This window comes from Comamonas sp. NyZ500 (assembly GCF_016772095.1).
GTDB classification, from domain to species: domain Bacteria; phylum Pseudomonadota; class Gammaproteobacteria; order Burkholderiales; family Burkholderiaceae_C; genus Comamonas; species Comamonas thiooxydans.
Genome location: NZ_JAEIJE010000025.1, coordinates 1 through 13,364, shown reverse-complemented (window position 1 = coordinate 13,364; position 13,364 = coordinate 1). Strand labels below are relative to the sequence as shown.

12 protein-coding genes and 1 pseudogene are annotated in these 13,364 nt (G+C 61.1%); all 13 read right to left on the bottom strand.

All coding sequences use genetic code 11. The features are described from left to right. Window positions 1–17 precede the first annotated feature (17 nt). Window positions 18–947 carry a 16S rRNA (cytosine(1402)-N(4))-methyltransferase RsmH gene (gene rsmH / locus JAO85_RS23045; RefSeq protein ID WP_039050001.1) on the bottom strand — a complete coding sequence of 310 codons (930 nt, stop codon included), beginning with the start codon at window positions 945–947 and terminating at the stop codon, window positions 18–20. A gap of 9 nt (window positions 948–956) precedes the next feature. Beyond that, window positions 957–1,385, bottom strand: coding sequence for a division/cell wall cluster transcriptional repressor MraZ (gene mraZ / locus JAO85_RS23040; protein ID WP_202789127.1), 429 nt, complete (start codon window positions 1,383–1,385; stop codon window positions 957–959). A 354-nt stretch (window positions 1,386–1,739) separates the two neighbouring features. Beyond that, window positions 1,740–3,059 (bottom strand): ATP-dependent protease ATPase subunit HslU, encoded by a 1,320-nt coding sequence (gene hslU, locus JAO85_RS23035; RefSeq protein WP_003051251.1) that lies wholly within the window; start codon window positions 3,057–3,059, stop codon window positions 1,740–1,742. Between the two features lie 77 nt (window positions 3,060–3,136). Beyond that, window positions 3,137–3,682 carry an ATP-dependent protease subunit HslV gene (hslV, locus tag JAO85_RS23030; RefSeq protein WP_003051248.1) on the bottom strand — a complete coding sequence of 182 codons (546 nt, stop codon included), beginning with the start codon at window positions 3,680–3,682 and terminating at the stop codon, window positions 3,137–3,139. A 147-nt stretch (window positions 3,683–3,829) separates the two neighbouring features. Then, window positions 3,830–5,557: an STAS domain-containing protein gene (locus tag JAO85_RS23025; protein WP_012839835.1), complete on the bottom strand. Its 1,728-nt coding sequence runs from the start codon at window positions 5,555–5,557 to the stop codon at window positions 3,830–3,832. Between the two features lie 46 nt (window positions 5,558–5,603). Continuing rightward, window positions 5,604–6,347 carry an RNA polymerase-binding protein DksA gene (gene dksA / locus JAO85_RS23020; RefSeq protein WP_003069012.1) on the bottom strand — a complete coding sequence of 248 codons (744 nt, stop codon included), beginning with the start codon at window positions 6,345–6,347 and terminating at the stop codon, window positions 5,604–5,606. A gap of 254 nt (window positions 6,348–6,601) precedes the next feature. Beyond that, a complete protein-coding gene (locus tag JAO85_RS23015) occupies window positions 6,602–7,717 on the bottom strand; it encodes a GTP-binding protein (protein WP_034362970.1) in 1,116 nt (371 codons plus the stop codon). Between the two features lie 210 nt (window positions 7,718–7,927). Continuing rightward, entirely contained in the window at window positions 7,928–8,974 is a 1,047-nt protein-coding gene (locus tag JAO85_RS23010; protein WP_012839837.1) for a tyrosine recombinase XerC, read from the bottom strand. Window positions 8,975–9,004: 30 nt separating this feature from the next. Beyond that, window positions 9,005–9,718 (bottom strand): DUF484 family protein, encoded by a 714-nt coding sequence (locus JAO85_RS23005; RefSeq protein WP_003069020.1) that lies wholly within the window; start codon window positions 9,716–9,718, stop codon window positions 9,005–9,007. After that, entirely contained in the window at window positions 9,715–10,593 is an 879-nt protein-coding gene (gene dapF, locus JAO85_RS23000; RefSeq protein WP_054073899.1) for a diaminopimelate epimerase, read from the bottom strand. Before dapF ends, JAO85_RS23005 begins: the two co-directional genes overlap by 4 nt. Window positions 10,594–10,643: 50 nt before the next feature. After that, window positions 10,644–11,204 (bottom strand): MarR family winged helix-turn-helix transcriptional regulator, encoded by a 561-nt coding sequence (locus tag JAO85_RS22995; protein ID WP_202789126.1) that lies wholly within the window; start codon window positions 11,202–11,204, stop codon window positions 10,644–10,646. Window positions 11,205–11,300: 96 nt separating this feature from the next. After that, on the bottom strand, window positions 11,301–13,064 hold the full coding sequence (locus JAO85_RS22990; protein ID WP_202789125.1) for an acyl-CoA dehydrogenase family protein: 1,764 nt from the start codon (window positions 13,062–13,064) through the stop codon (window positions 11,301–11,303). Window positions 13,065–13,232: 168 nt separating this feature from the next. Continuing rightward, window positions 13,233–13,364 (bottom strand): annotated as a pseudogene (locus JAO85_RS22985) (twin-arginine translocation pathway signal protein); the annotation flags it as partial.

Here is a 13,364-nt window from a genome sequence, read left to right as displayed (position 1 = left end):
AGCGGCATGGCGATGCATCATGCAGGCACCTCGGTGCGCTCGGCGACGCGCATCACGGCGGAACGCGAACGGGGATTGGCATCCACCTCGGCAGCACTGGGCTTGATGCGCTCCAGCGCCTTCAGACGCATGGGCGTGGGAGGCGCAAACGGTGCACGGCGGTCGTAGACCTCCTTGGAATGCTTGGCAATGAACTGCTTGACGATGCGATCTTCCAGCGAATGGAAGCTGATCACGGCCAGACGGCCGCCGGGAGCCAGCACGCGCAGACTGGCTTCTAGCGCTTGCTCAAGCTCCTGAAGTTCGGCATTGATGAAAATCCGAAGAGCCTGGAAGGTCCGTGTTGCCGGGTTTTGCCCAGCCTCGCGGGTCTTGACCGCGCCAGCCACGAGTTGGGCCAGCTCGGCAGTGGTGCGTAATGGGCCCTGGCTTTCGCGCCGAGCAACAATCGCCTTTGCAATGGGGCCAGCAAACCGTTCTTCGCCGTAGTCACGTATCACCTCCGCAATCTGCTGCACTTCCGCATCTTCGAGCCACTCGGCCACGCTCTGACCACGCGTGGTGTCCATGCGCATGTCGAGGGGGCCGTCAAAGCGGAAGCTGAAGCCCCGGTCCGGGTTGTCGATCTGGGGCGAGCTCACCCCCAGGTCCATCAACACACCCTGCACACTGCCTTCGGGCAGTTCGCCAAGATGGCGAAATCCTTCATGCCGAATCGAAAAACGCGCATCGGTGATGCGCGCCGCCTCAGCAATTGCGTCCGGGTCTTTGTCGAACGCGATCAAGCGCCCGTCCGGCCCCAGCCTTTGCAAAATGAGCCGGGAATGACCGCCTCGACCGAACGTCGCATCGACCCACTGGCCGGCAGGCGGCTTGGCGGCACCACCCAGCAGGGCGTCCACGGCCTCGTCCAGCAAGACGGTGATATGTTGCAACGGCTGATTCACAAGCACTTCCTACAAAACAAAATCCTGGAAAGCCGCCGGCATCGGTTGCTGGCACGCTTCCGCTTCGCGCATTTCATAAGTGGCCTTGTCCCAGACCTCGAAATGCGCCCCCATGCCCAGCATCAAGACCTCTTTGGTCAGACCTGTGGCCTCACGCAACTCGGGCGAAATCAGCAGCCGACCGGTTGCATCCATCTCCGCATCCATGGCATTGCCCAGAAAAATCCGTTTCCACCACTGAGCCGTGATCGGCAGTTGCGCGACGCGTTCGCGAAACTGCAGCCACTCGGGGCGCGGAAACAGCAACAGACAGCCATCGGGATGCTTGGTGAAAGTGACCTGCCCCTCCGCCAAGGACAAAAGGGCGTCACGATGCCGGGTCGGCACTGAGAGCCGACCCTTTCCATCGAGATTCAGCGAAGACGCCCCTTGAAACACGGCAAGTTACTCCGGTCATCTGGAGCCGCTCGTTCCCCAAAAATGGGCACGAGGGCAGCTTTCACCACTTAATTGCACTTTTTTGCACTGTATCAGCAATTTAAGGTGAATCCAAACCCGAAGGAACAATTATTTGCAATGAAATCAAGCACTTAGAGAGAAAAAGAAAAGCCTTATTCTGAAAATACCTTTCCTTTACAAGCACTTAGCAAAGTCAATGCAAGTGGACTCTCATTAGGAGACGTCAATTGCAACCATTCAATTCAATGGAAAGAACTGATTTAAGTCTCGACCTTCTCCTACAAACGCAAACTGCCCGCACAGGCGGGCAGCTCGCTTCAAGCGCTCGGTTCTTCAAAGAATGAAGCGCGACAGATCCTCATCCTTGCTCAGCACCTGCAGGCGCTGATCCACATAGGCTGCATCGATCACCACGGTCTGCCCCGAAAGCTTGGCCGCATCGAAGCTGACTTCGTCAAGCAGACGCTCCATCACTGTGGACAGACGCCGTGCACCGATGTTTTCGGTACTCTCGTTGACGTCAAAAGCAATCGTTGCCAGACGCGTGATGCCCTCGGGCTTGAACTCCAGAGTCACGCCTTCGGTCGCCAGCAGCGCCTGATATTGCTTGACCAGGGAGGCGTGAGTCTGCATCAGAATCGCCTCGAAGTCCTGTACCGACAGAGATTCCAGTTCCACGCGAATGGGAAAGCGCCCCTGCAGCTCGGGAATCAGATCGCTGGGCTTGGACAGGTGGAAAGCACCCGAAGCAATGAACAGAATGTGGTCTGTCTTGACCACACCGTACTTGGTCGAGACGCTGGTACCTTCGACCAAGGGCAGCAGGTCGCGCTGCACACCCTGACGCGATACATCGGAGCCACTGGTTTCCTGGCGCGTCGCCACCTTGTCGATTTCGTCGATGAAGACAATGCCGTTTTGCTCGGCATTGGCAATGGCGCGGGTCTTGACGTCTTCCTCATTGACCATCTTTGCTGCTTCCTCATCGGTCAGCAGCTTCAGGGCCTCGGCGATCTTGAGCTTGCGCGTCTTGCGCTTTTCCTGGCCCATATGGCTGAACATGCCGCGCAGCTGCTCGGCCATCTCTTCCATGCCCTGGGGGCCCATGATCTGCACCTGAGGCATCTGCTCGGCGATGTCGATCTCGATTTCCTTGTCGTCAAGCTGACCTTCGCGCAACTTCTTGCGGAAAACCTGACGCGCCGTGTTGTCCGCGGGTACTTCGCCGGTGCGGGCCTGCGGGATCAGCACATCGAGAATGCGCTCCTCGGCAGCATCTTCGGCGCGGGCGCGCATCTTCTTCATGTCCGACTCGCGCGTCTGCTTGACGGCAACTTCGGCCAGATCGCGGATGATGGCGTCCACATCCTTGCCCACATAGCCCACTTCGGTGAACTTGGTCGCCTCGACCTTGATGAAGGGAGCATCGGCGAGTTTTGCCAGGCGGCGTGCAATCTCCGTCTTGCCCACGCCCGTGGGGCCGATCATCAGAATGTTCTTGGGCGTGATTTCCTGGCGCAGGCCCTCGGGCACTTGCTGACGGCGCCAGCGATTGCGCAAGGCAATCGACACCGCTCGCTTGGCACCATGCTGGCCGACGATGTGCTTGTCCAGCTCGGAGACGATCTCCTGGGGAGTCATGGCAGAAGACATGTGAATTCTCAGTCAAATATGCCTCCGGCGCCCATCCATAAAGCGCCGACAGCTATCAATTCGGATAGTCGAGGTGCTTACAGCGTCTCGATCGTGTGATTCATATTGGTGTAGATGCACAGCTCGCCGGCAATCGCCAGAGATTTGCGCACCACATCTTCGGCCGACAGCTCGGTGTTGTTGAGCAAGGCCTTGGCTGCGGAATGCGCATAGGCACCGCCGGAGCCGATGGCCACAATGCCCTGCTCGGGCTCCAGAACGTCGCCATTGCCGGTGATGATGAGCGAGGTCGTCGCATCGGCCACGGCCAGCATGGCTTCGAGCTTGCGCAGCACGCGGTCGGTACGCCACTCCTTGGTCAGCTCGATCGCGGCACGGGTCAGGTTGCCCTGGTGTTTTTCCAGCTTGGCCTCGAAGCGCTCGAACAGCGTGAAGGCATCTGCGGTGGCCCCCGCAAAGCCCGCCAGCACCTTGCCGTGATAGAGCTTGCGTACCTTGCGCGCCGTGCCCTTGATGACGATATTGCCCAATGTGACCTGACCATCACCGCCGATGGCGACTTGCACGCCCTCGGGAGTCTGGCGGCGCACGCTCAAAATGGTGGTGCCGTGAAACTGTTCCATCTGAAGCAGATGGGGACAGACAAGATCGACCTCAAGAGGCCCAGAAAAATTAAATTTGCAGCGCTTGCTGTGGATAAGGCCTCAAACGGCCCGACTCCAGCCGGAGACGCCGCCTCTTGGGGGGAGGCGGCATAGCCACCCAGGGAGCTAGTCCCTCCTTGGGATCACCTGTGCATGTTCCTGAATGCCAACAACATTGAAGAACACCGCCAGCAACTGGTGCAACTGACCGAACTGCAACACATGACCCAACTCCTGCATCTGCGCAGCCCAGTTCAGCACCGAGCCTGCGGCAGCAAAGTCCATGCGCACCAGGCGCGCGCAGTCAATGGCAATGGCTTCGCCAAGCTTGGCCTTTTCCTGAACCTCGGCCAGCCAGGGCAATGCATCGCCGTCGATCACGCCTTGCAGCGCAAAACGCGGCTGATGCTCCTTCCAGAGCATGCCGGGCTGAATCGTCTCCGGCCCCAAGAGACGGCTATCCTGGGCACGCAGGTTCTGCGCCTGCCCTTCGTTCGAATACGCACAGACCGGATCGTCCCACGAGGGTGGCGACAGCTCGTAGGTCACGCAATAGTCCAGCGCCGTCAGCTCAAATTCGTCCTGCAGATGCATCAGGCGCTGCATGGCCAGACGCAAATACCACCAGTCCTGATCGACGGCTCGATCACCGGAAGGGGTGTGCTTGCTGAGCACGGCCTGCAATCTTTCATGGCCGGCAAAAACCAGTGATCCCTTTTCGTCGGCCCATCGCTGTGCCGCATCCAGCAGCGGCTTCTTCACGCCGGGGTCGAGGCTCTCCAGAACGCTCCAGTCCATGACCGAGCTGCCGACGCTGCGCGCCTTGCTGGCCAGCAGCGCCTTGAAGCCAGGCTCATCCAAATGCACAGGAGCCTGCCAGCGAAAGCCGGTCTGCACTGCTGCGGCATCCGGCGCGGTTTCGCTAAGCCTGCCCGCCTGCTGCGGCATCACAAACCATTGCGGGGCCGAACGGCCGAAGCGCGCCACAAAGTCCATGGCAGCGTCTTCAAACTCAGCCTGCATGCCTGCTGCGCGGTACATGTCCAGCAGTGCCAGCCAGACCTGCAACTGTGCCGGCGTATCCTGAGCACGCTCGGCAATCAAGGCCTTGAGACTGGTCTCGGCTGCTACGCTGTCACCGCTGGCAAAGACAATCGCAGCATCCTCCAGCGCGGCATCATGCTCGAAGCGCGCAAAGGACGGCGGAACCATGTTGATATCGGTTGGAGCGGAGACCTCGGTCGTGGCAAACGCCGGCGAAAAGTCCGTCTCGCCACGCAGGCCCGGCAAAGCAACAGGATTGCCCTGCCGCCCCGATTGCGGCAGCTCCAGATCGCCTGGCAACACATCCTGAAGCAGCGGCAACGTGCTGATCGAAAGCGGCTGGCTTTTAAATACCGAAGGCATGCTGCCTCCGACCTCGGGCAGTTGCAGCGGCATGGTGGCGGCATCAGCGGCCAGCTTGCCGCGCCACCATTGCTGGGCCATTTGCGCTTCGATCTCGTCGATCTTCTTGATGGTTTCTGCGCGCTCGCCCGGTACGGAGCTTTGGGCAGTCTGCAAAAAAGAGGAAGGTGCCAATGGGGTCGGCGTCTCGAGCGGAGCCCTGGCAGTCACCGCCGTCTTGGACAGCTGAGCCTGACGCAGCTTGCGCAGCTGGTCAAACTCGCGCTTTCGCACAAAGTCGTTCTGGCGCTTGCGCTCCAGCATCTCCTTGAGCGCCTGCTTGCTGTACTGGCTTTCTTCGCTTTCCTGGTTGAGATTTTCCAAATCGGACCAATTCACGGTCGGGTGGCGCACGAAACGCACCACCTTGGACAGCAACCCTCCCGACTTGTTTTCTTCTTTCACCATGGTCCTCTACTTTGCTGCCTGCAGCCCCGCCAACGCCTGACGCAGATCAATCGCCGTACATCTTCTGCTTGAGTTCACGGCGCTGCTGGGCTTCCAGCGACAGTGTAGCGGTGGGGCGAGCCAGCAGCCGTCCCACCCCGATTGGCTCGCCGGTTTCGTCGCAGTAGCCGTAGTCGCCGGCATCAATGCGGGCAATGGACTGATCGATCTTCTTGAGCAGCTTGCGCTCGCGGTCACGGGTGCGCAGCTCGAGAGCGTGCTCTTCCTCGATGGTGGCACGATCGGCAGGATCGGGCACCACGACGGTGTCTTCACGCAGGTTTTCCGCAGTCTCGCCCGCATTCACATGCATATCGTTCTTGAGCGCGACCAGCTTGCGACGGAAGTAGGCCAGCTGGGCGTCGTTCATGTAATCGTCATCAGACATGGCCAGCACTTCAGCATCGGTCAGCTCCTCTACCGACTTGGTCTTCCAGGCGTTGGCCAGCTTGGGATCTTTCTTGGGCACAGCTTGCTTTGTGTTGGTCATTGCTTTCGTATCTCTCATGGTTGCCGCAGCCTTGACTGCCGAAGCTGCCAGGGGCGGAACATCTGTTTCAGGCTGCCGCGCTGGAGGCGATGCAGAACGCTTGGATCTGGACGATTTGGAAGATTCTCCCGCTGCTGCAGGTACCAGCACCGGGTTGTCCAACGCGGCGTCCACCAAAGAGGTCTCGACGCTGCGGGGGTGCACAGCCGCTGCCGCAGCTTTGGCTGCAGCCTTGGGCAGATTACTTTTCACAGCGGTCACGTCCTGTCTCCTTACAGTACAGAGCCCTTGCAGGGCCGGATTGCTCCAACACCCTCTTTAGGGCCGGCATTGTAGCCACGCCAGTCCCCCCATCCCGGCTCCGTTGCACATACCCCACAATTTGCAACAAAGCCTGCGCCTGTTTCGGTCAGTTTGCGAGAAATAACAGACAAACAAAACGGCCTGCTTGGCAGGCCGTCAGTCATTGTCAGCAAACCGTTAGCTTTCGCCGAAACAGCCCCCAAACCCAGGGTTTACACCAGACATTGATCCAGTCCCTGGCGAAGAATGTCCTGCGGCAGGTCGATGCCGATGAAGACCATTTTGCTGACTCGCTTTTCATCGGCTTCCCACTCTGGGCCCAGATCGCTGCCCATGAGCTGGTGCACGCCCTGGAAGATGACCTTGCGGCTGGTGCCCTTCATGTCGAGCACGCCCTTGTAGCGCAGCATCTTGGGGCCGTAGATATTGACGATGGCGCCCAGAAAGTCTTCCAGCTTGGCCGGGTCGAACGCGCGATCGGCGCGGTAGACAAAGCTCTTCACGTCATCGTCGTGATGATGGTGATGTGGGTGATTGCAGTGCTCGCCATGCTCGTGGTCATGGTGGTCGTGGCCGCAATGCTCGTCGTGCTGGTGTTCATGATCGTGTTCGCATTGGCCATGGTCATGGTCGCAAGCGCTGTGGTCGTGATGATCGTGGTCGTGATCATCTTCCTTGAGGAAATCAGGGTCGATGTCCAGCTTGGCGTTCAAGTTGAAGCCACGCAGGTCGAACACTTCGCTCAGGGGCACATCGCCAAAATGAACGGCACGGATGGGCGCGCGCGGGTTCATGTGCTTGAGGCGATGGATCAGCGCCTCCTTTTCCGCATCCGTCACCAGATCGGTCTTGGACAGGAACATCTGGTCGGCAAAGCCCACCTGACGGCGCGCTTCCTGGCGATCGTCGAGTTGCTGGTTGGCATGCTTGGCATCCACCAGAGTGATGATGGAGTCGATCAGATAAGTCTCGGCGATCTCGTCATCCATGAAGAAGGTCTGGGCCACGGGACCGGGATCGGCCAGGCCGGTGGTCTCGATCACGATGCGGTCGAAGTCCACCTGCCCCTTGCGGCGCTTGGCGGCCAGCAACTGCAAAGCCTCGCGCAGGTCTTCGCGGATGGTGCAGCAGATGCAGCCGTTGCTCATCTGCAGAATCTGTTCTTTGGATTCGGTCTTGAGAATGTCGGTGTCGATGTTCTCCTCGCCGAACTCGTTCTCGATCACGGCAATCTTCATGCCGTGGGATTCGTGCAGCACGCGCTTGAGCAGCGTGGTCTTGCCCGAGCCCAGAAAGCCCGTGAGGATGGTGACTGGAATGAGAGCCATGCGTTGAAACCTCTTGCTGCGGCCAGCCGCCACATGCGGCTGTCCAAAAAACACGGGCGGCGCATCCCTATGCGCGCTCCGGTGATAACAGCTGGGGAGTGTAGCGGTGCTTTCAAGCGCGCATGGGCAGCAGGGATGGCAGAAATTTCAGCAAAAAATCACCTCCATCACATACTCAACAATCACTTCAAGCTATCAAATCAGGACTCTTCAGTTTTGCTCTTCGTCGTCCGGCATGCGCAATGGAGCGGGCGTCTCTCCGACGCTGCTGCGCTGCGCACGCGGGTGGGCTTTTTCATAAGCCTGGGCCAGATGCTGGAAATCCAGCCGCGTATATATCTGCGTGGTGGCAATGCTGGAATGCCCGAGCAGCTCCTGCACGGCACGCAGATCGCCACTGGACTGCAGCATATGACTGGCAAAGGAGTGACGCAGCACATGCGGGTGCACGCCAGTCGCAAGCCCCGCCTGCTGGCCTCGCTGCTTGAGACGCGACCAGACCGACTGGGCGCTGAGCCGCTCGCCCCGGCGGCCGACGAACAAGGCCGCTTCATCCTGTGCCTTGAGCTGTGCAGTCCCGACCAGCGCGCTGCTGCGCAGCGCCAGCCAGCGCTGCAAGGCCTCGATCGCCATGCGCCCCACGGGCACGATGCGGCGCTTGCTGCCCTTGCCCTGAACATGGGCGTCACCCGCCTCCAGGTCAATCCAGCCTCTGCCTTCATGCCGGCTCTGCTGGTCGGGCCGCAAATCCAGCCCCACCAGTTCGGCCACACGCAGGCCACAGCTGTAGAGCAGCTCGGTCATGGCGACGTCACGCGCCTCCATCCACGGGTCCGCCTCGGGGTTGTGAAAGCTGGCCAGTTGCACGGCATCGTCCACAGCCAGTGCCTTGGGAAGAGGCTTGGCGGCTTTGGGGCCGCGCACGCCCTCCACGGGGTTGAAAGGTACCAGCTCCCGCTGGGCCGCCCAGCGGAAAAAGCTGCGCCAGCCCGAAAGAATCAGTGCGATACCGCGTGCACTGCGGCCGGCGCCATGCATTTGCGCAGCAAAGCGGCGGATATGCGAGGGTTGCAGCGTCAAAAGCTCCTGAGCTGCCGCCTGCGCAAAGCTCTGCAGCTTGATCAGGTCCAGCGCATACAGCGTATGCGTGCGCTCGGCCAGGCGCTTTTGCACACGCACATGCTCCAGATAGCTGTGGACAACTTCCGGAAGCTGCGCGTACTGCTCCTCAAAAGAGGGCTGCTCGCGCTCTTGCATCGGTATCTACCCCCTTTTGCAGCCTCAGCCTCAGCCGTGCGCCAGCGTCAGCGCAGGAGCGCGCATGCGCGAGAGCGAGGCACTGGCCAGCTCGGAGATGCGGGAGAGGAATTCAAGACCCATGGTGGCATCGAAGCGCAACGGGTCGGGCGAACCCAGCACCAGCATGCCAAAGGCATTGGAAGTGCTGTCCATGGCACCGTCATGCAGAGTCAGCAGCGCGACCGATTGCACCGCATTGGGGTTGGGCAGCCAGGTCACGGGTTCGAAGCCCATATTGGGGCCGCAGAACGGCATGGTCAGAGACGAAGCAAAGGCCTTGGCATCATCGCTGACTCCCATGGTGTAGACGGTGCCGCTGTGCGCGCCCGCCACATTCCACAGACGCAGTGCGACCTGGGGGACATCAAACGTGTGCTGCAGGCTGGCGGTGAGCGCATGGGGCAGCTCGCGCAGGTCCTGCACCTTGACCAGGGCATGGGTCCACTGATGAATCTTGTTGGCGATGGAAGCGTTCTCGCTGCCATGGCGCACCATGTCCATGATGCGATGCTCCAGACCCTTGATCTTTTCGCGCAGCATCTCGGCCTGACGTTCCTGCAGGCTGACGGCACGTGGGCCATGGCCGCTGATCAAACGCACGCCGGTCAGCATCTCGGCATGGCGCTCGAAGAAATCGGGGTTTTCCTGGAGGTAATCGGCAATCGACTCTTCGGTCATGGCGGTATCGGTCAAGCTGTTCATAAGGTATCAGGTATGTCGATCTGGCCTTCAAAAACAAATTCGGCAGGGCCGGTCATGCGCACGCGATCGTGCGCACCGCCAGTCCATTCAATGGTCAGCAGACCGCCGCGGGTATGCACATCGACGCGCTGATCGAGCAGGCCCCAGCCAATGCCGGCCACCACGGCGGCACAAGCCCCCGTACCGCAGGCCAGGGTCTCGCCGGCACCACGTTCATAGACACGCAAGCGGACTTCACCGCGGTTGAGGATCTGCATGAAGCCGGCGTTCACGCGCTGAGGAAAACGGGCATGGTTCTCTATCAGCGGGCCGTGCAGCCCCACCAAAGCGGCATCCACATCGTCCACCAACTGCACCGCATGCGGATTGCCCATGGAAACGGCTGCTATCCAGACTGTAGCCGGCTGCAAAGGCGCATCAAGCGTCAGAGGCCATTTTTGCGTCGAACCCAGAGTCTCGGCCTGCAGACCGTCGGTCGTGAACGGCACCTTGGCCGGATCCAGCTGAGGCGCCCCCATATCGACCGTGACGCGGCCATTGCCATGAATTTCGGGGGCGATGACGCCCGAGAGGGTCTGTACGCGGATCACGCTCTTGTCGGTCAGACCCTTGTCATGCACATAGCGCGCAAAACAGCGTGCGCCGTTTCCGCACTGCTCGACCTCGCCACCGTCGGCGTTGTGGATCACATATTCAAAGTCCACGCCCTCTGCGGGTGCCGGGCGCACCGTCAGGATCTGGTCGGCGCCCACGCCAAAGTGACGATTGGCCAGGTAGCGGTACTGGGCGGTGCTCAAGCCCAGGCGAGCCTGGGTTTCGTCGAGCACGACAAAGTCGTTGCCCGCACCTTGCATCTTGGTAAAGCGAATCTGCATGATGCCGCACATTATCGCGCCGGGCGCAGGATCTGCGCCATGCCATGGGATCAGCGATACAGCTTTTGCAACAACTCCATGAGCTGCACCTGCTCGGCAGCACTCAGATGCGCGATGGCACGGGTCTCGCTGCTCTTGAGCTCGGGCTCGGCCGTATCCACCAGCTCGCGCCCTGCCGCGGTCAGGTACAGGCCCGTGGCGCGGCCGTCTCGCGGGTGCGGACGCCGTTCCAGAAAGCCGCGTTTGCCCAGCGCATCGATCATGCCCACCATATTCGGCGGCAGCACGGCCAGTTGCTGACAGAGCTGACGCGAGGTGATACCCGGATTGCTGCCCACCAGAGACAGCACGGAGAACTCGACGATCTTGAGGTCAAAACGCTCCATGCAGCGCATGAAAACTCCCACCAGAGCCAGCGAGGCGCGCCTGGCGTTGTAGCCCAGCAGCGACTCCAGAAAGCTGGCATCGACCTGATCGACGGCAAAAACCTCGGCACTGTCCCTGGGCTCCTGCCCCGAGCCCGGGAGGTCCGTACCCACCTCTCTGGAGCGCGTGCCGCGCAAGGAGCGTGCAGGTTTGGAGTCTGGTTCAGCAGTCTTGTGAGCGAGCATTGGCGATGTCAACTTCGAAGGCAAAAGAGCAATCCAGGAGCGCGATGAAAAGACCGCAATTGTGCCGGTATTGCTCGCATCTTGCAGCCATTTTGATCAATGCGCGGAGGTGAACAGCTGGTTGCCGTGTACGACGGAAGCCTGCGCCCACTGCGCCTTCATCAGAGTCAGACGCCAGTCCATTTCGGGCAATATGCGCTGCTGCACCTGCTTGCAGGGGCCTCGCCAGCGCTCACTATCGCCCCCCGCTGTGGCCGCAATACGTGCCCACGCCCAGCCCAGCAGCACCACGGCCACGCAGCGCAGGTAGTCGTCGGCCACGCGCCAGGCCAGGGTGTCATCTTCCTTGCAGGCCTGCGCCAGCACCGTGGTGAAGTAGCGCAGCTGGGCCAGGCAGCGCAGCACCTCTGCATCCAGCGCCCGACCTGCATCCAGGCTGTTGCGCAAAGTCAGCAGCCATTGCCCCATGGCCTGACCACCGTCCGACAGCACCTTGCGCACCAGCAGATCGATGGCCTGAATTTCATTCGTGCCTTCGTAAATCATGGCCACGCGCGAATCACGCACGATCTGCTCTATGCCCCACTCGCGGATGTAGCCATGGCCGCCGAATACCTGCAGGCAGGCGCTGGAGCCCTCGAATGCCTGCTGGGTCCAGGCGGCCTTGAGCACGGGCGTGATCAGGCTGCACCACTGCTGGGCCTGCTCGCGCTCGCGGGCGCTTTCGGCATGTCGCGCCACATCGAGATAGATACCGGTCTGGTAGGCAAGCACACGCCCGCCATCCACCCAGGCACGCTGCAGATCTAGCGTGCGGCGAATGGCCGGATGCTCGATGATCAGATCTGCTGCATCGCCTGCGCCACGCGAGGCCGGCACCGCCCCTGGCGCTCGCATCTGACGGCGCTCCTGCGCATAGACATGGGCCTTCTGCCATGCCGCGTCCAGCAGGCCTATGCCCTGCAGCGCCACATGCAGGCGCGCGGCATTCATCATGACGAACATGGCGTTCAGGCCCGCTCCGGGCTGGCCTATCAACCAGCCTGCAGCCCCATCAAAGCGCATCACGCAGGTGGGGCTGCCATGCAGGCCCATTTTTTCCTCGATGCGCTCACAGACCACGCGGTTGCGCTCGCCGCCTGGCAGCAGCTTGGGCACGAGAAACAGCGACAGGCCCTTGGGCCCTGCCGGAGCTCCGGGCAGACGCGCCAGCACCAGATGCACGATGTTATCGGTCAGATCATGCTCGCCGCCCGAAATGAAAATCTTGCTGCCGCTGATCTCGAAGCGCTCGCCCTGCTCGGATTCGCCAACCGGCACGGCTTGCGTGCGTACCTCCCCCAGGTCGCTGCCCGCATGGGCCTCTGTCAGACACATGGTTGCCAGCCATTCACCGCTGGCCACCTTGGGCAGATAGGCGGCCTTGAGCGCATCGCTGCCATGGTGCTTGAGGCACTCATAAGCACCATGCAGCAGGCCCGGCGCCATGGTCCAGCCATGATTGGCGGCACTCAGCCATTCGTACAGCACGCCTTCCAGCACCCAGGGCAGCCCCTGGCCGCCGTCCTCCTCGGCACAGGCCAGTGCAGGCCAGCCCGCCTGCCAGAAGTCCTGATAGGCCTGGGCAAATCCAGGCGGCGTGGTGACCTTGCCCGCTGCAAACTGCACGCCGACCTCATCACCTTCGCGCGACAGCGGCGCCACCACCTCGCCCACCCATTTGCCGGCCTCTTCCAGCACCTGCTGCATCAGCGCCTGATCCGTTGCGGCATGCGCCGGCAGGCGCTGCAACTGCTCATCGGCCTTGAGCACATCAAAAAGAAGAAACGCGTTATCGGCACTGGCAGGCAAATAAGACATACATAACCGGCTGCAACGCAGCAAATGAAAATCTCTAAATAACGACCCCATACGCGCCGAGCGCGGCCCATGCCAGAGATGCCAAGCAAGGGCCGTCCCGCCGCGAAGGCATCGTCCCCTCCCGCGCAGCGAGAGAGGGGGAAGCCGCGAAGCGGCTCAGGGGGTGTATCAGGTATCAGCCGTAAAGCCGATCTGCTTGACCAGCGGTCCCCAGCGCTCGAATTCGGCCTGCTGCGAACGGGCCATTTCCTCGGGCGTGGAGCTGGTGGCGATCAGGCCGACCACCCCCACGCTTTCCTT